The following is a 22,832-nucleotide window of genomic DNA, read 5'->3' as shown; positions in this document are numbered from 1 at the left end:
ATATGGAATTATTATCCATATATCGTACATTCACCCCGCCCGAATGCAACGCTCAACTGGTAGCTTTGGTATATCGATCCCTGCGCGCTTGAGATGCGCGGCGCGCTTCAGCGATGGCCTTTTCCTCGGTGGCGAAGAGGAGGCTGTCGAGGACGCTGGCGAGATGGGTGCGCATGGCGGCGCGGGCGGCGGCGGGATCGCGGGCGCGCAGGGCTTCGAGGACGGCGGTGTGCTCCTCGACCACGGGCTTGATGTTGGCGCTGCGGGCCTTTTCGTGCAGCAGCGCGCTTTCAGGCGAATCCGCGCGCAAGGACCAGAGGCGCTCGACCGCCTCGGCCACAGCGGCGTTGCGCGTGGCCCGCGCGATGGCCAGATGAAAGGCGCGGTCGGCCTTTTCGGTGCCATGCGGGTTGCTGTTCTCGCTCTCGATCTCCTCGACCAATGCGGCCAGTTCTGCCAGACCTTCCTCGGTGATAGTGGTCGCGGCCAGAGCGGCGGCCTCACCTTCAAACAGCAGGCGCGCCTCGGTCAATTCGAAGGCGGAAATGTTGAAGCCGGGTATGTCGCCCTTGCCGGGCAGACGACGCACATAGGCGCCCGAACCCACGCGGACCTCGACCAGACCCTGCACTTCCAGCGCGATCACCGCCTCGCGCACGGTGGGGCGTGAGACGTTGAATTGCGCGGATAATTCGCGCTCTGCCGGCAGGCGGTCGCCCACTTCATAGCGGCCGCTGACAAGTTCTTCCATCAAACGCCGCGCAAGGTCCTGATAGAGGCGCTCTTGCGTGGGACTGGTATCGTTCATCTGGGTCACCTTTGCGCGAAATGGCCTTACCGCTTAATTAGAAATTGACAGGCCAACTCAAATTGGTCAAGAGTCTTCTCTAGCACAAGCAGACCAATTCGGGAACAATATCCCCATGAGCACCGCTCCCATGAAAATCACCTCCGCCCGCGTCATCGTCACCTGCCCGGGTCGCAACTTTGTCACGCTCAAGATCGAGACCGATCAGGGCGTGTACGGCATCGGCGACGCGACGCTCAACGGCCGCGAAAAGGCGGTTGTTTCCTATCTGGAAGACCATGTAATTCCGTGCCTTATCGGCATGGACCCGCGCAATTCCGAGGATATCTGGCAATATCTCTATCGCGGGGCCTATTGGCGCCGCGGGCCGGTCACGATGCGCGCGATCGCCGCCGTGGACGTGGCCCTGTGGGACATCAAGGCCAAGATGGCGGGCATGCCGCTCTACCAACTTCTTGGCGGGCGCAGCCGCGATGGCGTGATGGTCTATGGTCATGCCAATGGCAGCGATATTGCCGAGACGGTTGACGCAGTTGGTCAGTATATCGACCTTGGCTATAAGGCCATCCGCGCGCAGACCGGTGTGCCGGGCATCAAGGATGCTTACGGTGTGGGCCGGGGCAAGCTGTTCTATGAACCGGCCGATGCGGCGCTGCCCTCGGTCACCGGCTGGGACACGCGCAAAGCGCTGAATTACGTGCCGAAACTGTTTGAAAAGCTGCGCGAGACCTATGGTTTCGATCACCATCTGCTGCATGACGGCCACCACCGCTACAGCCCCACCGAGGCCGCCCAACTGGGCAAGGCTTTGGAACCTTACTCGCTGTTCTGGCTGGAGGATGTGACGCCTGCGGAAAATCAGGAAGCCTTCAAGCTGATCCGCCAGCACACCACCACGCCTTTGGCCGTGGGCGAGATTTTCAACACGATCTGGGACGCCAAGGACCTGATCCAGAACCAGCTCATCGACTATATCCGCGCCACCATCGTGGGCGCTGGCGGCATCACCCATCTGCGCCGCATCGCCGATCTGGCCAGCATGTACCAGGTCCGCACCGGTTGCCACGGCGCCACTGACCTGTCGCCCGTGACCATGGGCACCGCGCTGCATTTCGACACCTGGGTGCCCAACTTCGGCATTCAGGAATATATGCGCCACACGCCCGAAACCGACGAGGTTTTCCCCCACGATTACACGTTCGACAAGGGCATGCTCTATGTCGGCGATACGCCGGGCCATGGTGTGGACATCGACGAAACGCTGGCCGCCAAGTATCCTTACAAGCCGGCTTACCTCCCCGTCGCAAGGCTCGAAGATGGTACCATGTGGAATTGGTAAGGCCGATAGTCGCAACCAGACATAAAGAAACGGGGGCCGCCAAGCCCCCGTTTTTCGTTCAACCTTCCATCTGCTCCAGACTGACGCCCTTGGTCTCGCGCACCATGGCGCGGACGAAGAAGAAGGACGCCGCCGCCGCCAGCGCATAGCCGGTATAGGCGATCGCCAGACCCGGCGAGACGACCAGCGCGGGGAAGCTGACCGAGATGGCCGCATTGGCGATCCATTGGGCAAAGCCCGAAACCGCCAGCCCCGAGCCACGGATCTGATTGGGGAACATTTCGCCCAGCATGACCCACATGATTGGGCCCCAGCTCATGTTGAAAAACACGACATAGGCATTGGCCGCGAAGAGCGCGATCACACCATTACGCCCCGGCAGGCTGACCGAACCATCGCCCCCGTGGATGGCCGTGGAAAAGGCCCAAGCCACCACGCCCAGCGTCACCGCCATGCCCGCCGAGCCGACCAGCAGCAGCGGCTTGCGCCCCACCCGGTCCACCAGCAGCAGCGTGGCGAGGCAACCCGCAATCGAAACAACGCCCGACAGGATGTTGATCTGCAAGGAATAGTTTTCCGAGAAACCCACCGCCTGCCACAGGGTCGCGCCGTAATAGAACACGACGTTAATGCCCACGAGCTGCTGAAACACGGCCAGACCAATGCCGGTCCACACGATGGGGCGGATGCGCCCGGTGGCCTTGTCGATCAGGTCGGACAGGCGCGGGCGATGATGATCGGCGGCAAGGCTGGCGCGGATTTCGCCCACCATGCGGCGCGCCACATCGCCATCGAACAGGCGGGTCAGCACGGCCTGCGCGCCCGCATCATCGCCCTTCGCAACAAGGTAACGCGGGCTTTCAGGAATGAACATCAGCGCGACGAAATAGATCGCGGCGGGCAAAGCCTGAAGCCAGAACATCCAGCGCCACGCGGGCTGGTCGGCCCACAGGATCGCGGTGGAATCGCCCGCCACCTGCGCCAGAATATAGTTGACGACAAAGGCCCCGGTCAGGCCGGTGATGATCATCACCTGCTGCACGCTGGAGAGGCGGCCGCGCACATGGGCGGGCACGACTTCGGAGATGTAGACCGGCGAAATGACGCTGGCCGCGCCCACGCCAAGGCCGCCGATGATGCGCGCCAAAATGAACACCAGCGATGATCCCGCCGCCCCGGCGATCAGCGCGCTGATCAGAAACAGCACGGCGGCCAGTTTCATCACCCCGCGCCGCCCGATGCGATCCGCCAGACGCCCCGCGCCAAACGCACCCACCGAAGAGCCGACAAGGATCGCGCCGACATTGATGCCGATGCCCACCTTGCCAAGGTCGAAGGCAGCCTCCAGCCCTTTTTGCGTACCGTTGATGACGCCTGAATCGTAACCGAACATGAAGCCGCCGATCGTGGCCACCGCCACGATCATGGCGATCAGCCCCGTATTGACGGGACCTTGCGAAGCATCCTGCATCAAACTCTCCCGTAGTTTCTTATACTTGAGCCAAGACGCCCGCCTGCCCCGCAACGCCCGGATCAAAGGCAAACAAGGCGCCTGCCAAAGGTTGCTGCGCGCGCTCCTGCGCCGACAATCCCTTGGCGGCAGTCGTGGCATAGGCGGTGCGCAGATCCGGCCCGCCAAAGGCAATCTTGGTGATATTGGCAACCGGGAAGCGGATCGTCTGCATCAACGCGCCGGATGGATCATAGCGCCGCACCCCCCAGCCCGCGAAGAGGCTGACCCAGACGCAGCCCTCGGCATCGACGCAGGGGCCATCGGGATAGCCCTCGTCAATGTCCGCAAACAAACGGGTGGCGACCACGCGCCCATCCTCGACTGTGCTGGCCCAGACTTTGCGGCCCAGCGTGTCATTGTGATAAAGCGTGGCGCCATCGGGCGAGAAGGCGGGGCCATTGGTGATCGACACCGGCGGCAGGCCGGTATCAACGCAACCTGCGCCATCCAGACGATAAAAGTGCCCGGTTTCGGCCGCCTCACCATCGTCCATCGACCCAAGCCAGATCGCGCCATCGCCCGCCACCGTGGCATCATTCAACCGATTGCCCGGCAGATGCGCCTCGGGCGCGGCCAAGAGCGTGAACGCCCCCGTTGCCGGATCAAAGCGATGCACGCCGGTCTGAAGCCCCGCGATCATATCCCCGCGCGCGCTGGGCAACACCCAGCCGACCTGCGCGGGCGCGGCCCAACTGCGTTGCTCGCCCGTGGCTGGGGTGAAGCGATGGATCGCGGGGGCCTTGATATCAACGAACCACAGAGCCGCGTCGCGCTCAATCCAGACCGGGCCTTCGCCCAGCGTGGCGCCCAGCGCCCAGACAGATTGCACGGTCATTATCGCCACCCCGCATCGACCCAATATTCATGCCCCGTAATCAGCCGCGCATCGTCGGACGCCAGAAACAGCGCCAACGCCGCGACATCATGCGGCAAGAGGCGGCCATCGAGGCATTGCGCGGCCACGATCTCGGCCTCGCCCTCGGGCGTATACCATTTTTCCTGACGCGGGGTTTTGACATTGCCCGGAATGATGCTGGTGACGCGGATATTGTCGCGGCCCAGTTCGCGCGCCAATCCGCGCGTCATGCCCTCGATGGCGGCCTTGGCGGTCTGATAGATCACCAGATCATTGAGACCCAGATGCCAGCTGATCGAGCCGAGGTTGATGATCGCCCCGCCGCCCGAACGCTTCATCGAAGGCACGGCGGCCTGCGCGACAAAGAATTGATGGCGCAGGTTCACCGCCATGCTTTGATCCCAATAGGCAGGCGTCACTTCGTCCACGGAATGCCGGTCGTCATTGGCGGCATTGTTGACCACCACGTCGATGCCGCCCAGCGTTTCTTCCACCTGCGCCATCATCGCCTGAACGGCTGCCATGTCGGTCAGATCGCAGGGGAAGAACACCGGCGCGGCATTCGCGCCGGTGTTCAGGCGGGCTGCAACCGCCTTTCCAGCCACTTCTGCAATGTCGCAGAAAGCCACATGCGCGCCCTGCGCCACAAAGGCTTCGACGAAACCTTCGCCAATGCCGCTGGCCCCGCCGCTGATGAAAACGCGCTTGCCCGCAAGGCTGGGGTAGATCGCGCGAGTATTGTTAACAGCGCTCATGCTTTCGTTCCCAGCAGACCGCGAGCGGCCAGATTGGCGTAAAGCGCGGCAATGCCCTGCGTCCACGGCTGGGCTTCCTTGCTGGTGACCACGGTGTTGACCAGCTTGCCCAGCTTGGGGGTCGAGATCGTCACGACATCGCCCACCTTATGCGTGAACCCGCGGCCCGGATCGTCGCGGTCCTGCGTGGGGGCAAACAAAGTGCCCAAAAACAGCGTGAAGCCATCGGGATATTGATGCTCGCTCAGCGTCTGGCGCACCAGATCGAGCGGATCGCGGCTGATTTCGCGCATGCTGGAATGGCCCTCAAGGCGATAGCCCTCCGGCCCTTCGATCAGCAGGTCGACCTCGGCATTGCGCACGTCGTCAATCGAGAAGCTGTTGTCAAACAGGCGCACCAGCGGGCCAAGCGAGCAGGAGGCGTTATTGTCCTTCGCCTTGCCCAGCAGCAGCGCGCTGCGCCCTTCGATGTCGCGCAGGTTGACGTCATTGCCCAGCATCGCGCCGACAGCCGCGCCGCCCGCATCGACCAGCAGCACGACTTCCGGTTCCGGGTTGTTCCATGTGCTGTCGCTGCGCACGCCCACATCGGCCAGCGCGCCAACGGTGGCCAGCACCGGCGCCTTGGTGAAGACTTCGGCGTAAGGCCCGATGGCGACTTCGAGATATTGCGACCACAGGCCATCGGCGATCAGCAATTCCTTGAGCGCCTCGGCCTCGACCGAACCGGGCACGACCGAGCGGATCGAACCGCCTACGCGCTCCTCGATACGGGCGCGGATTTCGAGAGCCTTGCTCGAATCGCCGCGTGCGCGCTCCTCGATCACACGCTCCAGCGTGCTGGTGGCGAAGGTCACGCCGCAGGCCTTGATGACCTGAAGGTCCACCGGGCTGAGCCACGCGGCATCCAGTTCATCAAGCGGCCCCAGAGCGCGGCCCGCCGAAGCGTCCAACGGCAGGCGCTCGACCAGTTCCGATACCGTGGGCGCCACGCCCGACATGTCATAGGCAATGCCGCCCTCCACCAGAATCGGGGTCGGGCCTTCGGGCAATTGCACACGGCCAAGGAAACGGCCGCCACGCCAATCGGCGGGCAGCAGGGCCGCGAAGGAAGAATTCCCAGACATTTTCTCTCCAGACAGGATTTTCGACACCAAACGCAGGCGCGCGGCGTTGACAAAGCTTGATAGCGCTACCATCATGTAAACATGCTCGCTGTCAAGTGGTTTTGAGCAATGAGGGCGGGAAATCGCTGGCATCGCACCCGTCGCGCGCTAGAGATTTCTCAAGGGAGAGATACAGATGACCGATAATTCCACCCGCCGTTTCCGTTCGCAGGACTGGTTTGCCGATCCGGCGCGGTCCGACATGGTGGCGCTCTATCTCGAACGCTTCATGAATTACGGGATCACGCCCGATGAACTGCGCTCCGGCCGCCCGATCATCGGCATCGCACAGAGCGGCAGCGACCTTTCGCCATGCAACCGCATCCACCTCGATCTGGCCAAGCGTGTGCGCGACGGCATCCGCGATGCGGGCGGGATCTGCATGGAATTTCCGGTCCATCCGATCTTTGAAAACTGCCGCCGACCGACTGCGGCGCTGGATCGCAATCTGGCCTATCTGGGGCTGGTCGAGATCCTTTACGGCTATCCCATCGACGCGGTGGTGCTGACCACGGGTTGCGACAAGACCACGCCCAGCCAAGTGATGGCCGCCAGCACGGTGGACATTCCCGCCATCGTCCTGTCGGGCGGGCCAATGCTCGATGGCTGGCATGAAGGCGATCTGGTCGGCTCGGGCACGGTGATCTGGCGCAGCCGCCGCAAGCTGGCGGCGGGCGAGATTACCGAGGACGAGTTCCTTCAGCGCGCCTGCGATTCCGCGCCCTCGGCGGGCCATTGCAACACGATGGGGACGGCCTCGACCATGAACGCCGTGGCCGAGGCGCTGGGCCTGTCACTGCCCGGATGCGCGGCGATCCCCGCGCCCTATCGTGAGCGCGGCCAGATCGCCTATGAAACGGGCCGCCGCATTGTCGAGATGGCGCATGAAGACCTGCGCCCGTCCAAGATCCTGACGCGCGAGAGCTTTCTGAACGCGATCCGCGTGGTGACGGCCATCGGCGGGTCGAGCAACGCCCAGCCCCATATCGTCGCCATGGCGCGTCATGCGGGTGTTGAAATCACTGCCGCCGACTGGATGGAGCATGGCTATGACCTGCCGCTGATCGTTGATATGCAGCCTGCGGGCCGCTTCCTTGGCGAGCGTTTCCACCGCGCGGGCGGCGTGCCTTCGGTGATGTGGGAGTTATTGCAGGAGGGCAAGCTGGATGGCGATTGCCTGAGCGTGACGGGTGAGACGGTGGCGGAAAATGTCGGCGCGCGCCCTGCCCGCGACCGTGAAGTGATCCGACCCTTTGCCGAGCCTTTGAAGGAAAAGGCGGGCTTCCTTGTGCTGTCGGGCAATCTGTTCGATTTCGGCATCATGAAGACCAGCGTGATTTCCGAGGAGTTCCGGGGCCGCTACCTGTCCAACCCCGATGCCCCCGGCACGTTCGAGGCGCGCGCGGTGGTGTTTGAAGGGGGCGATGACTATCATCACCGGATCGACGATCCTGCGCTGAACATCGACGAAAACTGCATCCTCGTCATGCGCGGCGCTGGCCCTCAAGGCTGGCCGGGCAGCGCCGAGGTCGTGAACATGCAGCCCCCCGCAGCCCTGATCCAGCGCGGGGTGCAATGGCTGCCCACGCTTGGCGACGGGCGCCAGTCGGGTACCTCGGACAGCCCCTCGATCCTCAATTGCTCGCCCGAAAGCGCGGTGGGCGGCGGGCTGTCATGGCTGCGCACGGGCGACACCATCCGCATCGATGTGGTCAAGGGCACCTGCAATGCGCTGGTTTCGGACGAGGAAATCGCGCGCCGCCGGGCCGAGCCCCTGCCCCCGGTTCCGCCCAGCAACACGCCTTGGGAGGAGCTTTATCGCGAAAAGACCGGGCAGATGGGCGAAGGGGCCGTGCTGGAAATGGCGGTCAAATATCGGGGCCTTGCGGCGAAAACGCCCCGGCATAATCACTGACAAAAAAGGCCGCTGGAGACAGCGGCCTTTTTCCTATCAGAGGTCGAGAATTCTGTCCGCCGCCTCAGGCTTGGGCGCCTGCGGGGGAATGAAGTTGGGCACATCGCGGCTGTTGCGCGTATCCTGCGGCACGCCGCTGGTGTTGATATACCAGTTGAGCAGGCGCTGTTGCAGCGCGGCCTGATCCCGCGCCACCGCCTTGGTGCCGATCAGATTGCGCGTCTCGCCCGGATCGGCAATGCGGTCATACATCTCGCTCTGCCCCTGCGGGCGGTGAATATAGGTGTGACGCTGCGTGCGAACACTGGCCGCGCGGGACACAAGCACCGGCTCCTGCGCCGCCAGTTGCGACTTCATCTTGTACAAGCCCCCCGAAGGCGTGTCGAAAGCCTGCGGTTCATAGGTGTTGATGCCCGCCTCGGTAAAGGCCGCGCGATTGGGATCGCCCGCCTGCCCGTGGATCTGCGGCAAGAGCGAGCGCCCGAACTGCGTGCCCCCTGAACGCGCCCCGGCCAGCGAGAGGAAGCTGGGCATGATGTCGTAAAGCTCGACCATATCCTGCGCCACATGGCCCCCTGCCACGCCCGGAACGCGCCCGATCAGCGGCACATGCGTCAGGCAGCTTTCCAGCCCGCCATGCCATTTTTCAACCAGACCATAATCGCCCGCATAATCGCCATGGTCGGAACCGACGAACACGGCGGTGTCCTTGTCGCGCCCGGTGCGATCCAGCGCGTCGAGCAATTCGCCCAGCAGCCAGTCGGCATAGGACACCTGACCATAATAGGCGGCGCGCACGCGGGCGAAAACCTCCGGCCCGGCCTTGTCCAAGCCATAGGCGCGGCGGATCGCCTCATGATAGGCCGGTTTGCCCGAGAGGCCCGGCGGGATCAGCGCGGGCAAATCATCGGCCTTGTACATGCCCGCGAAATCGGCAGGCGCGCGGTAGGGCGGATGAGGCTGAAAAATCGGCAGGAACAGGCAGAAGGGCCGGTCGCTCTCCTTGCGCTCAATCACCTGGATGGCGCGCTGGATAATGCCGTAATCGCTGGTCTCGCGCCGGTCGCCCATGGGGGGCAGCAACATCGTGACCGGGCCATTGTTGACCCCCGCCCGCGCGCCGGGCGCATGATCGCCCGAGGCCGCGCCCGGCGCCGGAGGATCGGCCCATGCGGTCAGGCTGGTCGCGAAGGTTTCGGGGGCCAGCACATCATTCTTGCCGAAAAAGAACGTGTCATAGCCCGATTGCCGCAACATCGCGAAGAGATTGGGCTCATTGGGCTGGATCAGATAGGAAAAACCGCGATGGCCGGTGGCGCTGGTGGGCAGGCCCGTCAGCATTGAGCAGCGCGAGGCCGCACAGACCGGATATTGCACATGGGCGTTGCGGAACATCGTGCCCGATTTGGCCAAACGGTCGAAATTGGGCGTGCGCGTGACCGGATTGCCATAGCAGCCCAGCGCATCGGCGCGCAGTTCATCGGGAAAGAACAGGATCAGATTGGGGCGCGAACCGGCGCTGGGAATAGGCATAGCCAAAGGGGCCGCCTGCGCCAGATCGGCATGGGATAGAACGCCGGACAGCATTCCGGCGCCGATACCGCCCATGATATTGCGGCGTGTGAGAGGCAAATTCATGGGCGGTATCTTTCGTTTTACACGGCGTCGGGCTGATTTTCCGGGCGCGCCGCATCAAAAGCGGGCAGCGCCAGACAGGCTTCCTCAATGGCCAACAGGCGCGCGGGGATATCCTTCGCGCCAAAGCGGCGGGCGTTGACCAGTTGCGGCACAAGGCACACATCAGCCAAAGTCACCGTATCGCCAAAGCAGAACCGGCCAGCATGAGGAGCGATCAGCGCGTCGAAAGCGGCAAAGCCTTCCTCGATCACGCGGGCAGCCCATGCGCTTTCATCGCCGCCCAGCGCCTTCACCCAGCCCAGAACTTTCAGGTTCTGGATCGGATGGATGTCGATGGCGATGACCTGCGCCGCCGCACGCACATGGGCGCGCAGGATCGGATCGGTGGGCAGCAAACGCGGACCGTCATGGGTTTCATCGAGATATTCGATGATCGCCAGACTTTGCGTCAGCACCGCCCCGTCGATCTCCAGCGCAGGCACCAGCCCTTGCGGGTTGAGCGCCAGATAGGCGGGCGAACGCTGCGCCCCATCGCGCAGGCTGTAGCTGGCATTGCCATAGGCGATGCCCTTCAGCCCCAGCGCGATGCGCACCCGATAGGATGCGCCCGAGCGGAAAAAGCCGTGCAGCAGCGGCTCAGACATCGGCCTTGGGCCCGACCTTGATCGTGCAGGGCGTCAGGCCCTCGACCGAGATCACGATCTCGTCGCCCGTCACCACCGCGCCGACGCCGGCGGGCGTGCCGGTGTAGATCAGGTCGCCCGGTTCCAGACGATAGAAGCGCGAGACATAGGCGATCACCTCGTCCACGCTCCAGATCAGGTCGGCCAGATCGGCGTCCTGCTTGATGTCGCCATTGACGGTCAGGCTGATGCGGCCGGTCTTGAGCTCGCCCGTTTCCGAAACCGGATGGATGATGCCCAGCGGGCTGGACTGTTCGACATTCTTGCCGGTGTCCCAAGGGCGGCCCTTGTCGCGCGCTTCAAGCTGCACATCGCGGCGCGTCATGTCGAGGCCGGTGGCATAGCCGTAAACGTGGCTCAGCGCATCGGATTCGACAATGTTGCGGCCGCCCTTGCCGATCGCCACGACCAGTTCGGCCTCATAGTGGAAATTCGCGGTTTCGGGCGGATAGGCGATGGTGGTGCCCGACGGCACAACGGTCTCGGCCCACTTCGTAAAGAAGAAGGGCGCCTCGCGCGTCGGGTCCTTGCCCATTTCGCGGGCGTGGGCGGCATAATTGCGCCCGATGCAGAACAGGCGGCGGACCGGGAAGCCCTTGCCTTCGGTGGTTTCGGCGATGATCGGAGCCGGAGGTGCAAACAGCGTCATCTTACGAGTTCCATTCACGGTAGAGGTTCAGTTTTTCTTGGGAAGCCTTGTCCGAATAGGCGAACAGCACGAGCGTCTCGCTCGCCTGAAGCACCAGTTCGCTCCACGAAGGCACGGCGAAAACGTCGCGTTCGGACAGGTTGATTTCGGTGTCGCCCACCTTGGCGGTGCCGCTGCCCTCGACCACGACAAAGATCGTGCCGTCGCTGGACTTGCGCGGCTTGGTTGCAAAACCGGCGGGGATCAGGCGGACATGGGCCGCGATGGTGGGCATGATCGGCCCGCCATCGGCCGGATTGGTGAATTCCAGCGCATGCCCCATATGCGGGTCGATCTCGCCGCTGGCCGCCAATGCGTCCAAAGCGGGACGCCACTGGGCATAGGGGTAATGAAACAAGGGCTGATGCGCAGGGCGACGGTCGGCCGCAGACCCACGCATCGGGCGCATATTATGGCCATAGCGGGCCAGCGTATCGCCCGCAGGCGCGCTTTCGGGGAAAGCCTTTGCCCCAGAAGCATCGACGTAATGTTCGGCAAATTGCGCGTCGAACAGGCGGACGGTGGGAATATCCAGACCATCGAGCCAGATCATCGGCTTGTCGCTGGGGTTGCCATGGTCATGCCACTGGCCGCCCGGCGTCAGCACGAGGTCGAAGGGGCGCATGATCGCCTTTTCGCCGTCCAGCGCGGTAAAGGCGCCCTCGCCCTCCATCACAAAGCGCAGAGCCGACTGGCTGTGGCGATGGCAGGGGGCGACTTCGCCCGGCAGGATCAGTTGCAGGCCCGCATAGAGGCTGGGCGTGATCGCGGATTGACCGGGCAGACCGGGGTTTTCCAGGATCAGCACGCGGCGCTCGGCCTTCTCCGCGCTGATCAGATCGCCCGCGCGCATCAGGTAATTGCGGGCCTCGTCATAATTCCACCGATGGGCATGGGCCGCCGAACGCGGAAACGGGCGCACCAGATCGGCCAAAGATTCCCACAGGGGCGTCAGATAGGACGGAGCCATTTCATCATAGAGCGCATGCAACTGGGCCTGCTGCTCATTCGCCAGCGTCATTGTCGAATCCTCTCAACTCGGGAACAGATTTGGCTCTGAACCCTCATCTGGCGAAAAGTGATGGCGCGCGCAACCAAAAAATTGTAGCGCTATACCAGAGTTTCGCAATCGAGGGCTTGCGCTCTGCCCCTGCTCTCTCGTAGCGCTGAAACGACAGGGGGCCAAGCTGTTGTAGGCCCGATCACGAATGGACCGATGCCGATCATGTCAAACCCCATCCCCGCCCGGTCCAGACGTTCGCGCCAGAGCATCACCATTCAGTCGGTGGCCGATTCCGCCGGGGTCAGCCCGATGACGGTTTCCCATGTCCTGAACGGCACCAAGAGCGTGCGCGAGGCGACGCGGGCGGCGGTTTTGAAGGCGGTGGAGGAGCTGGGCTATGTGCCCAATGCGGCGGCGCGGTCTTTGGCCAGCGCGCGTTCGCCCCGCATCGGCATCGTCTATCGCAATGCGCAGAACGCGTTTCTCTCGGCCATGCTGGTGGGGGCCTTGAACGCCGCCGCGCGCGCAGGCGCCCAGATCATCATCCGCAAATGCGACGATCTGGCCGCTTCCTCGGCGATTGAGGCGGTGTCCTCGCTGGTGCGCAGCGGGGCCAGCGCGATCCTGCTGGCCCCGCCCTATAATGAAATGCTTTCGGGCAGCCCGACCCTTGCCGGGCTTGGCGTGCCGATTGCCGCGATTGCCTGCGGGCGGGCGCTGGACGATATGGATGTGGTGGGCATTGACGAACGCGCCGCCGCGATGGACATGACAAGCCATCTGCTCGACCGGGGCTATAAGCGCATCGGATTTGTCATGGGCGCATCGACCCATTCGGCCAGCAAGGCGCGCTTTGAAGGCTATGGCGCGGCGCTCTCGGCGCGGGGGTTGGGGCTGGACCCGACCTTGATCGCGCCGGGCGATTTCACCTTTGAATCGGGCCTGAGCGCGGGCGCCGCCCTGCTCGACCTGAAAACTCCGCCCGATGCGATCTTTGCCAGCAATGATGATATGGCGGCGGGCGTCGTGCTGGCCGCGCATCGCCGGGGCCTGCGCATTCCGCAGGATGTGGCCGTGGCCGGGTTTGACGATGCGCCCATCGCGGTCAAGATCTGGCCGCCGCTGACCACGGTGCGTCAGGACATCGACCTGATGGCCGCGCAGGCGACCAACTGGCTGGTGGAGCGCCACCGCGACGGCGAGGCCGACCGCCCCTTTACCGCCGAGTGGCACCCCTATCAGATCGTCACACGCGAAAGCACCTGATTATTGAGAAGCGAGGATGCGCCGATAATCGCGCATCCCCATCCACAACAGCACCACCGAAAGCGGCGAGGCCACCGCGCAAACCAGCGAGATCGCCAGATTGAGCGACTTGGGATCGTGGAACCAATAGTCGGTGACCAGCGCGATGGCCGTCGGCCCAAGCGCCGCGCCGATCAGGTTGATCGTCAGCATATAGGCCGCCGACATCAGCGCGCGCATCCGGTTGGGCGTCAGTTCCTGAAGCGTGGCGAGGCCACCGCCATAATTGAACCCGGCAAAGAAGTTCATCGTCCCCACCAGAGCCAGCGCCACATAGGGATTGGACATCAGAGGAAAGCCGATGGTGATCGGCACCAGCATGCAGAAGCCGAAAAGCGCAGCCACCAGATTGCCATGCGCCATGCCCCTGCGGCGCAGCACCGTGGCGACATAGCCGCCGGTCAGCGCGCCGGTCGTGCCGCACAGAAAGACCACCGGGCCAAGGATCTTGCCCACCGAGGCCGTGGTCCAGCCATAAGTGCGCTCAAAGAAAGCCGGGACCCAGACCGCCGTGCCATTGCCGACCAGGATCATCAGCGCAAAGCCCAGCATAATGCCGATATAGGCTCGGCGGCGCGCGCCGATATGGGCAAAGAATTGCGAGAGCGGTGCGCTCGGTTCCTTGGCGCCCACGCCCTGACGGGCCGGTTCGCGCAGAGTGAACGTGACCGCCGCCAGCACAATGCCCGGCAGGCCCAGCAGCAGAAACACCAGTTGCCACCCCTTCATCGCGCCCAGCACGGGCAGTATGATCGAGGCGGTCGGCTGGATATGGGTAAACACCACGCCGCCGATCACCAGCGCCGAGGCATTGCCCAGATAAATGCCGATCTGATAAATCGACATGGCCAGCGGCAGACGTTCCTTGGGGAAATAATCCGACAGCAGCGAGAGGGCCGAAGGGGTCAACCCGCCCTCGCCCGCGCCCACGCCCACGCGGGCGGCAAACAGCATGGTAAAACTGCGCGCCAGACCGCAAAGGCTGGTGGCCACGCTCCATACGAAAATCGCGCCCGCCACGATGTTGCGCCGGTTCGACCGATCCGCCAGACGCGCAATCGGGAGGCCCACCGCAATGTAGAACAGCGTGAAGGACAGGCCGTAAAGCAGACTGATCGCCGTGTCGGAAATGCCCAGATCCTGCTTGATCGGTTGAACCAGCAGGGCCAGCGCCTGACGGTCGACAAAGGCCAGCGTGTTGGCCAGCATCAGCACAATGGCCACCCACCATGCGCGGCCCGCCGAGGGCCATGGGGTGGAAGATTGCTCCTGCGTTTGCATCTTGGTCTGCTTTTTCCAAAAAGTGGGGCCTATTGCGCCGGTTTTGCCGCCGCGACTGGTAGAACGGAGATGATAATACGTCGATAGGCCAGCATCGCGGGCGCGCCGCGATCGGACAGTTCGAGGATGACATGCAGGTCGCGCGGGGCATTGACCATGGGCATGGTGATGGCGGTTTCCATCGCATCGGGCGCGGCGATGGCCACGGGCGCCTGCGGCGGAATGCCGCCGACATCGCGATATTGCCACCAATGGGCGCTCAGTGCATCGCCATCAGGATCGCGCGACTGGCCCGCATCAAGGCGGATGGTTTCGCCTGCCTTTGCCGTGATGCGCAAGGGCGCGCGGCCCGCCTCGCCATTGACCACCGCCACGGGCGCATGGTTGGCGCGCGCGCGGTCAGGCGTCAGCGTCCATGCCATGCGCGCGGCAAAGTCATTCTGAAACGCGCCGCGCCAACGATAGATCGTCGCCTGATTGCCCGCATAGGTCGCGCCATCGCGGGTGAAGACATCCTTGGTGTCGGCATACAATCCGGCCCCCGGCGCCGCCGCCATATAGCGCCCGCCCCACGAACCCCAATCTGGCCTTTCCGGATCGGACAGGCCATTGGGGATCATATAGAGCAGCGAAGGCGTATCGCCCTCCATGATGAAGGCGGGCAAGGGATAGAGCGCGCCCAGCGGGCCCCGGCGGATATTGGCCTCCAGCCATGGGTCCATCACCTTGTCGCGGTCTGGCCATTGTTCGGCGCTGCGGCGGTCGCCGGAAATGCCGCTCCATGCCGCCATGTTATATTGGCCCCAGCCGTGGATGCTGGCGATCCAGAACAGCGAGGGGAAATTCTCGCGCGCCCATGGCCCGGCGTCATCCTGATCGGAAATCGAATAGACGCGCAGTTTGCTTAAGAAGCGGGCCTGATCGGCAGGGCTGCGCGTGGCGCGTATATGCCAGAGCGCCTGCGCCAGATCGGTGACGCCGCCCCAAGCCAGAACCCAGAGCGGGCGCGTCGAGCTGCCCGCGTCCACGGCGGCGATGATGGCCGCGCTGGCCTTGGTGTCATGCCCCTTGCCGACGCCCTTCATGCCATAGAGCGGCGCGCCCGCAATACGGCGCTGGCGCAAGGTGTCGGGCGATGGATAGCCATCGGCGTGATGGGTAAGATTGGGCCAGACCTGCGCATAGGCGTCGAGGCGCTGGTCGATCAGTTCGGGGCGCACGCGGTCGCGCTGCCACGTCGATGTGGTGGCGATAATCGCGGCAATGTCGAATTCATTGGCATAGAGCAGCAAGCGGACGAGGCTTTCGGAATCGTCGGGCTCATTGCCAATGTCGGTCAGGATTAGAAGGCGTGGTTTGACTGGGACTGGCGCAGCGGCCAGCGTTGGATGGGACGCCAGACCAAGCGCGGCCAGCCCCAGCCAAAACCGTCTGCGCGCCGGGAGGGAAAACCCGGCGCGCAGGAGGGAAACCAAGGGCGAGAAACCGCCCCGCCGCATCAGAAGCGGAAGCCCACGGTCGCGCCGAAGTAACGACGCGAGTCCTTGTTGAAGTTGGCCCACAGATCGCCCGAATTGGTCGTGTTGGCCAGCAGGGTGCCGTGGTTCAACTGGGTGTAGTAGTTCTGGTTGAACATGTTGCGCACGAACACGGTCGCGCTCCAGCGGTTGTCGGGGCCATGCACGCCGATGCTGCCATCGACCAGCGTATAGGCGCCCTGCGCCAGCAGCGGGTCCTGATTGAGCGCGAAGATCGTCGAGCTTTGATAATTGAGAGCCATCTGGATGAAGCCCGTCAGATTGCCGAAGTCGCGTTCATAGCGCGGCGTGATGCCAAAGCGATAGGCCGGAGTTGCGGGCAGCTTGCCGCCCACAACGTCGATGATCGCGCTCGACGTGCTGGTGACGCCGCCGGTCGTGGTCTGCTTGAAATAGCAGGTGTTCGACGGGGTGTTCGACGAATAGGTCGAGAGGCCCGTCTGCTGCTGGATGGCGCAGCTCTGGCCCGGCACGTCGATGGTGGCGTCGGTGTACGAGAAGTTCGCGCCGATGCTCAGGCCCTTGACCGGGCGCAGCGTGGCTTCGACTTCAAAGCCCTGCGAACGCGACTTGCCCGCATTGGCCAGCACGGTGTTGAACGTGCCGGTGGCAACGTCGGTGACCAGCGCCTGCACCTGAAGGTTGGTGAAGTCCGAACGGAACAGCGCGGTGTTGATGTCGAGCAGACCGCCCGGCGCCGACCACTTCAGGCCCAGTTCGTAGGCATTGACGCGCTCAGGGGCCAGACCCGTCTGCGTGGCGAAGTTGGTGCCGATGTCGATGTCCAGCGCAAAGGCCTTATAGCCGCGCGTATAGCTGGCATAGGCCTGAAGGTTGCGGTTGAATTCATAGCGCAGGCCAGCCTTGCCGGTCAGCGCCGAACCGCTGCGGCGGGTGGTGCCGCTCGACACGACCGTGCCGGGGAAGATGACGTCGCCGCTGTTGATCGGGCCGTAATTGCTGCCGGTCACGCGCTGGGCTTCATACTGTTCGCGGATACCGGCAATGACGTGCAGGCCGCCCACGGCGCGCCAGTCGATCTGGCCGAAACCGGCGATATTGTCGCCCGCATAGGTGCCGTTCATCGCGGCCGACTGGCTGACCGAGGTGCCCGAGCAGGCAGCGCCGATCGAGGCGCCCGACGAGCAGGTCAGGCGGCGGCGCGACTGATAGCGGTTGAGGTTGATGTGGTTATAGAACACGCCCGCAACATAGGTCAGGTCGCTGTTGCCGTTCGAACCGATGCGCAGCTCCTGCGACCAGTTGTTATAGGCCACATGGTTGAAATTGTCGTTCCACTGCGAATAGGCAAAGGCGCCGACATAGCGGTTCGGGTTCGAGGCGATCTGGTCCGGCTCAAACTGGTCCACATCGGTAAAGCGCTGGAACGCGGTGATCGAGGTGACGGTGGCCTTGCCCAGATCGAGGTCGCCCTGAAGCGAAACGATGTTGGTGGTGGTGCGATAATAGCCGTTGCCGTCATTCGACACGGTGCGGTTCGTCGGCGTGGCCGAGATATTGCCCAGCAGTGTCTGCATGGCAGGCGTGGTGATCTTGACCGGCACGCGCGAGCAGCAATCGGCATCCGTGCTGCTCATATCGGCCAGCAGCTTGATCTTGAGGTTGCTGGTGGCATCCCATTCCAGCTTGCCGCGCACGCCCCAGCTCTTGGAGCCATTGGTGTTGCGGCCGGTGTTGGCGTTATAGATGAAGCCGCCCACGTCATTGTAATAGGCGCTGATGCGGCCCTTGACGTTTTCGGACAGCGGGCCAGACACCGAACCTTTGACGCGATATTCGCCCTTTTCGGCGACGGTGGCGTCAAAATGGCCGGTCAGGTGGTTGGTGGGCGCTTCGGTCACGATGTTGATGACACCGGCGGTCGCGTTCTTGCCGAACAGCGTGCCCTGCGGGCCGCGCAGCACTTCAACGCGCTGAAGGTCGGCCAGATCGGCAAAGCCCTGCACCTGACGCGGGGCGACCACGCCGTCAACCACCACGGCCACGGCCGATTCCACGCCATAGCTGAACAATTGCGTGCCGACGCCGCGGATGCGGAAGCTGGAATTGCCCGGACCATTGCCCGCCTGATACGACAGCGCGGGAACGGCGCGCGTCAGGCCAGCGGTGTCGTTGATCTGCTGATTGGCCAGGCTGGCGCCCGACACAGCGGTCACAGCAAGCGGCACGGCCACGAGGCGCTCAGAGCGCTTCTGCGCGGTCACGACGATGTCGCCGGGCACTTCGGCGGGTTCGGCGGCCGGAGCAGCGGGTGCAGCCTGCTGGGCCAGCGCAGGCGTGGCAATGGCCAGCGCCGCGAGACTGGACAGGGTGAGCAGGTGGATAGACTTGGTCATTCTCGGATACCTCCCGGGGGCGCGTTGGCCGGTGGCGCATCGGGCAGGCGAAGGAGGCTGGTGCCAGCCTCAAAATCCCCATCTCCCAATGCCTTGTTCAGGCTTGTTCTCAGATGCTGCGCGGCAATACGTGGATTAGCGCTACACCTTATGGGGCCCTATTCGTGCCGAAACGCGCCGCTGTCAAGAGGGTGATGCGGTATCGAAAAACGGTTTGCCGCAGACCTGTGACCAAAGAACCTCGGAAATCCCTCACATTTCGCGAAATATCCTCGCCTCTCGACAAATTTGACGGCATGGGCTAGCGCAGGTTTAGCGGTATTCATACAGCAATGCCAAATCCCGCCCCATGATCGAGAGGACTACCCGCGAATGACCGCCCCCACCCTGACCCCGCAATCTACTGAAACCCAGCAGACTGTCGCGGCCGAGGTCGAAGCGCTGCTCGCGCAAATGACGCTGGCCGAGAAGGTCGAAATGATGTCGGGGCAAGGGTTTTTCACCGCTTTGCAGGAAGACAATCGCGTATGGGGCGCCCGCCCCTATCGCGCGGGCGGCGGCAATGCGCGACTGGGCCTTTCGCCTTTGTGGTTCACCGATGGGCCACGCGGCGTCACGCGCGGCAATTCCACCTGCTTTCCCTGCACCATGGCGCGAGGGGCGACGTTCGACGCCAATCTCGAACTGCGAATCGGTGAGGCAATGGGCATCGAAGGCCGCGCGCAGGACTGCAATTTCTCCGGCGCCGTCTGCATCAACCTGCTTCGTCACCCGGCATGGGGCCGCGCGCAGGAAACCTATGGCGAGGACCCGTGGCATCTGGGCGTGATGGGCGCGGCGATGGGCACGGGCATCCAGACCCACAATATCATCGCCACGGTCAAGCATTTCGCGCTGAACTCGATGGAAAACGCGCGTTTCAAGGTGAACGTGCTGGCCGATGAACGCGCGCTGCACGAAGTTTACCTGCCCCATTTCAAGCACTGCCTTGATGCGGGCATCGCCAGCGTGATGACCTCTTATAACAAGGTGAACGGCGAATATTGCGGTCAGGATCGCGTGCTGCTGACCGAGATCCTGCGCGATGAGTGGAAATTCACCGGCTTTGTCCATTCCGACTGGGTGCGCGGGGTTTACAAGGTCTATGGCGCCTCGGCGGGCCTCGACATCGAAAATCCCGAACCCTTGGTGTTTGGCGAAAAGCTGGTCACGGCGGTCGAGGAAGGCTTGGTCGAACCCTATGTGGTGGACCGCGCCTGCCGCCGCATTCTGACCACGCAATTGGCATTCGCCCGGCGCGAAGATCCGCTGCCTGCCTATGGCAAGGAGCTGATCGCGTGCAACGCTCATCGCGCGCTGGCGCTGGAGGCGGCGCGCAAATGTGCGGTGCTGCTGGAAAATGACGGGATGCTGCCGCTGCGCCGCGAAAAGACGCGCAAGCTGGCTGTTCTCGGCGCGCTGGCCGCGCTGGAAAACACCGGCGACAATGGATCGAGCCGCGTGCGCCCGCCCTATGTCATCACCCCACTGGCCGGCCTGCGCGCGATGCTGGGCGAGGAGGCAGTTCTCCACGCCGATGAGAGCGATCTGGACGCCGCGCGCGCCGCAGCGGACGCCGCCGATGCGGTGCTGGTCGTGGCGGGCTATACGGCCAAGGAAGAGGGCGAATATATTCTGGGCGACATCGCCCTTGGCGCCGACAAGAAGCCGCGCGGCCCCAGCCTTTCACCCACCCCCATCGGCGGCGACCGCGTGGGCCTGAGCCTGCCGGAGGCGCAGGTGGCGCTTATCAAAGCAGCGGCGGCCAGCGGCAAGCCCGTGGTGGTCGCCATCGTGGCCGGTTCGGCGGTGCTGGTCGAGGAATGGCGCGGCGATGTGAACGCCATCCTGATGAGCTTTTACGCCGGTATGGAGGGCGGCACCGCCCTTGCCGAAGTGCTGTTTGGCGATGTTTGCCCCTCGGGCAAGCTGCCCTTTACGGTGGCGCGCGATGCGACCCATTACCCCTTCTTCGACCGCGATGCGGATGAAATCACCTATGACCTGTGGCATGGCTATACCAAGCTGGAGCGCGAAGGCATCGCTCCGCGCTATGCCTTTGGCCATGGCCTGTCCTATGCTGGCTTTGCCTATTCGGCCCTGAACGCGCGCGTGGCACGCGAGGCCATTGAAGTGTCGGTCGCCGTGCGCAACACCGGCGATGAGGCGGCGGACGAGGTGGTGCAATGCTATATCGGCGCGCCGGGCGTCGAGGCCGAGCGCGCGGTCAAGCAATTGCGCGGCTTTGCCCGCGTGTCGCTGGCGCCGGGGGAAACGGCGATTGCGCGCTTTACCGTGGCGCTCGACACGATGCGCTGGCGGGCTGGCCAAGACTGGCGGCTCGAACGCGGGACCTATCGGGTTTATGCCGGGGGCAGCAGCGCCCAATGCCTCGAAACCAGCATCGAGGTTTGAAACACCAAAGGGGCGCCTGACCGAGCGCCCCTTTTTTCATGCACCCCAAGTTTTTCTTATCCCACGCCAAACAAGCGTTGCTGGATCAATCTCAACTCATTCAGTAGAGGTTTTTGCGTCCGGCGGGGTTATTCCCTCCCTCCCCCGCCGGATCGCGGCTTTTGATCTCCCGTGTCAGCTTGCTCCGCGTCACCAAAGGCTAAAGCGGCACGAGGCTGACGGCGCGTTTCCCGCTCCTTGTCTCGTGCTTTGTTGCACAGATAGGACGATGTGAAATGCCGATTGCCGTATCCCGCCCCCGCCCTGCCCCTCTCCGCCATTCGGCAGGTACGCCCTTGCCGCATCCTTCATGGCGGCCTACCGGATCATCTCATGACGCAAAACAATCCATCAGCGCATCAGAATTCTGGCAACGCCTCGGGCTTTGAACCCCCGCTGGTGGATCTGCCCGCATTAGCCGATGCGCTGCGCGGGCGGCGGCATCAGTGGCGATTGTCGCAGGATCATGATTCGGCCTATGGCGCGCATGGTTTTCCTTCGCGTCTGGCGCTGGGGCAGATTCTGGACAATCTGGCCTCGGCGCTGTTTCCCATGCGGCTTGGCCCGCGCGGGCTGACGCTGGACACCGAGGATGCCTTTGTCATTGCCTCGCTGCGCCGCGCTTTGCCCGATCTGGCGGCGCAGATCCGCATGGAACTGCACGCGGGCCGCGCCCAGAATGAGGCCGAAATCCATGCGCAGGCCAATGCCATCGTGGCCGCGCTGGCCCATGGCCTGCCCGATGTGCGCCGGTTGCTCGACACCGATCTGGAGGCCGCCTTTGCCGGCGATCCGGCCGCGCGCACGGTGGACGAGGTGCTGCTCTGCTACCCTTCCCTGACCGCGATGCTGCATTATCGCATCGCCCATGTGCTCTACGCCCATGGCGCGCCACTGGTCGCGCGGATCATCACCGAGATCGCCCATTCGCGCACCGGCATCGACATCCACCCCGGCGCCACCATCGACGAGAGCTTTTTCATCGACCATGGCACCGGCGTCGTCATCGGCCAGACCGCGATCATCGGCAAGCGTGTGCGGCTGTATCAGGCCGTTACGCTGGGCGCGCGCAGCTTTGCCTCGGATGACAATGGCCATCTGATCAACACGCCGCGTCACCCGGTGATCGAGGATGATGTGGTGATCTATGCGGGCGCGACGATCCTTGGCCGCATCACGATTGGGGCGGGCAGCGCAATTGGCGGCAATGTCTGGCTGACCCGCTCGGTCGCGCCCCGCAGCGTGGTACGGCAGGGCACGCCCAGCATTTCGATTGAAACCGATCCGCTGGCCAACTGGCCCTAAGCTGCAACGGAATGGGGCGCATTGCCCCATTCGAAATGCAGGTCCGAACGCTCGGCAAAACTGGCCAGACGCTGAGCCAGAACCGGCATCGGTCGCGGGGAGTGTCAGGAATTCCGTGTACGGGGCGGCGGTTGAACATCAGGCCGCCATGGCCCGAACGAAACGATCGCCGAAGAGAACAGCGAACTG

At 63.7% G+C, this 22,832-nt stretch carries 17 protein-coding genes; 5 read left to right on the top strand and 12 right to left on the bottom strand.

The genetic code is table 11. The features are described 5' to 3' along the window. Nucleotides 1-52 precede the first annotated feature (52 nt). Nucleotides 53-808, bottom strand: a complete 756-nt coding sequence (locus GGR38_RS21795) for a FadR/GntR family transcriptional regulator (protein WP_183628763.1) — start codon at nt 806-808, stop codon at nt 53-55. 130 nt (nt 809-938) lie between these two features. Between GGR38_RS21795 and manD the strand changes: the two genes are divergently transcribed. Next, entirely contained in the window at nt 939-2,147 is a 1,209-nt protein-coding gene (gene manD / locus GGR38_RS21790; RefSeq protein ID WP_183628761.1) for a D-mannonate dehydratase ManD, read from the top strand. A gap of 58 nt (nt 2,148-2,205) precedes the next feature. On the opposite strand, the gene GGR38_RS21785 is transcribed toward manD, so the two are convergent. The 4 genes from GGR38_RS21785 to GGR38_RS21770 are packed head-to-tail and all read right to left on the bottom strand — an operon-like array spanning nt 2,206 to nt 6,398. Next, complete coding sequence (locus tag GGR38_RS21785; RefSeq protein WP_183628759.1) at nt 2,206-3,618, bottom strand: sugar porter family MFS transporter; 1,413 nt, start codon at nt 3,616-3,618, stop codon at nt 2,206-2,208. 19 nt (nt 3,619-3,637) lie between these two features. Beyond that, nucleotides 3,638-4,495, bottom strand: a complete 858-nt coding sequence (locus tag GGR38_RS21780) for an SMP-30/gluconolactonase/LRE family protein (RefSeq protein WP_183628757.1) — start codon at nt 4,493-4,495, stop codon at nt 3,638-3,640. Beyond that, nucleotides 4,495-5,271 (bottom strand): D-xylose 1-dehydrogenase, encoded by a 777-nt coding sequence (xylB, locus tag GGR38_RS21775; RefSeq protein WP_183628755.1) that lies wholly within the window; start codon nt 5,269-5,271, stop codon nt 4,495-4,497. The genes GGR38_RS21780 and xylB overlap by 1 nt, the downstream gene beginning before the upstream one ends. Then, nucleotides 5,268-6,398, bottom strand: a complete 1,131-nt coding sequence (locus GGR38_RS21770) for a fumarylacetoacetate hydrolase family protein (protein ID WP_183628753.1) — start codon at nt 6,396-6,398, stop codon at nt 5,268-5,270. The genes xylB and GGR38_RS21770 overlap by 4 nt, the downstream gene beginning before the upstream one ends. Nucleotides 6,399-6,573: 175 nt before the next feature. Between GGR38_RS21770 and GGR38_RS21765 the strand changes: the two genes are divergently transcribed. Further along, entirely contained in the window at nt 6,574-8,352 is a 1,779-nt protein-coding gene (locus GGR38_RS21765; protein ID WP_183628751.1) for an IlvD/Edd family dehydratase, read from the top strand. 36 nt (nt 8,353-8,388) lie between these two features. On the opposite strand, the gene GGR38_RS21760 is transcribed toward GGR38_RS21765, so the two are convergent. Genes GGR38_RS21760 through gtdA form a run of 4 tightly spaced genes read right to left on the bottom strand, consistent with a single transcriptional unit; the run spans nt 8,389 to nt 12,382 of the window. Continuing rightward, nucleotides 8,389-9,990, bottom strand: a complete 1,602-nt coding sequence (locus GGR38_RS21760) for a sulfatase family protein (RefSeq protein ID WP_246405171.1) — start codon at nt 9,988-9,990, stop codon at nt 8,389-8,391. A gap of 17 nt (nt 9,991-10,007) precedes the next feature. Then, nucleotides 10,008-10,634: a maleylacetoacetate isomerase gene (maiA, locus tag GGR38_RS21755; protein ID WP_183628749.1), complete on the bottom strand. Its 627-nt coding sequence runs from the start codon at nt 10,632-10,634 to the stop codon at nt 10,008-10,010. Continuing rightward, entirely contained in the window at nt 10,627-11,322 is a 696-nt protein-coding gene (locus GGR38_RS21750) for a fumarylacetoacetate hydrolase family protein (RefSeq protein ID WP_183628747.1), read from the bottom strand. The genes maiA and GGR38_RS21750 overlap by 8 nt, the downstream gene beginning before the upstream one ends. 1 nt (nt 11,323) lies before the next feature. Continuing rightward, a complete protein-coding gene (gtdA, locus tag GGR38_RS21745; protein WP_183628745.1) occupies nt 11,324-12,382 on the bottom strand; it encodes a gentisate 1,2-dioxygenase in 1,059 nt (352 codons plus the stop codon). Between the two features lie 204 nt (nt 12,383-12,586). Between gtdA and GGR38_RS21740 the strand changes: the two genes are divergently transcribed. Then, nucleotides 12,587-13,630, top strand: a complete 1,044-nt coding sequence (locus GGR38_RS21740) for a LacI family DNA-binding transcriptional regulator (protein ID WP_183628743.1) — start codon at nt 12,587-12,589, stop codon at nt 13,628-13,630. On the opposite strand, the gene GGR38_RS21735 is transcribed toward GGR38_RS21740, so the two are convergent. Genes GGR38_RS21735 through GGR38_RS21725 form a run of 3 tightly spaced genes read right to left on the bottom strand, consistent with a single transcriptional unit; the run spans nt 13,631 to nt 18,845 of the window. Beyond that, nucleotides 13,631-14,950, bottom strand: a complete 1,320-nt coding sequence (locus GGR38_RS21735) for a spinster family MFS transporter (RefSeq protein ID WP_183628742.1) — start codon at nt 14,948-14,950, stop codon at nt 13,631-13,633. A gap of 29 nt (nt 14,951-14,979) precedes the next feature. Then, complete coding sequence (locus tag GGR38_RS21730) at nt 14,980-16,425, bottom strand: DUF1593 domain-containing protein (protein WP_221227205.1); 1,446 nt, start codon at nt 16,423-16,425, stop codon at nt 14,980-14,982. A 23-nt stretch (nt 16,426-16,448) separates the two neighbouring features. Beyond that, nucleotides 16,449-18,845: a TonB-dependent receptor gene (locus GGR38_RS21725; RefSeq protein ID WP_183628738.1), complete on the bottom strand. Its 2,397-nt coding sequence runs from the start codon at nt 18,843-18,845 to the stop codon at nt 16,449-16,451. A gap of 372 nt (nt 18,846-19,217) precedes the next feature. Here GGR38_RS21725 and GGR38_RS21720 point away from each other — a divergent pair, with 372 nt between their 5' ends. After that, nucleotides 19,218-21,299 carry a beta-glucosidase family protein gene (locus GGR38_RS21720; RefSeq protein ID WP_183628736.1) on the top strand — a complete coding sequence of 694 codons (2,082 nt, stop codon included), beginning with the start codon at nt 19,218-19,220 and terminating at the stop codon, nt 21,297-21,299. A gap of 372 nt (nt 21,300-21,671) precedes the next feature. Next, entirely contained in the window at nt 21,672-22,643 is a 972-nt protein-coding gene (epsC, locus tag GGR38_RS21715) for a serine O-acetyltransferase EpsC (RefSeq protein WP_183628735.1), read from the top strand. Nucleotides 22,644-22,832 lie beyond the last annotated feature (189 nt).

Origin of the sequence: Novosphingobium sediminicola (assembly GCF_014196525.1) — a bacterium.
Taxonomy (GTDB): domain Bacteria; phylum Pseudomonadota; class Alphaproteobacteria; order Sphingomonadales; family Sphingomonadaceae; genus Novosphingobium; species Novosphingobium sediminicola.
The sequence above is the reverse complement of the archived record's forward strand: the minus strand, read 5'-3'. Positions and strand labels throughout refer to the sequence as shown.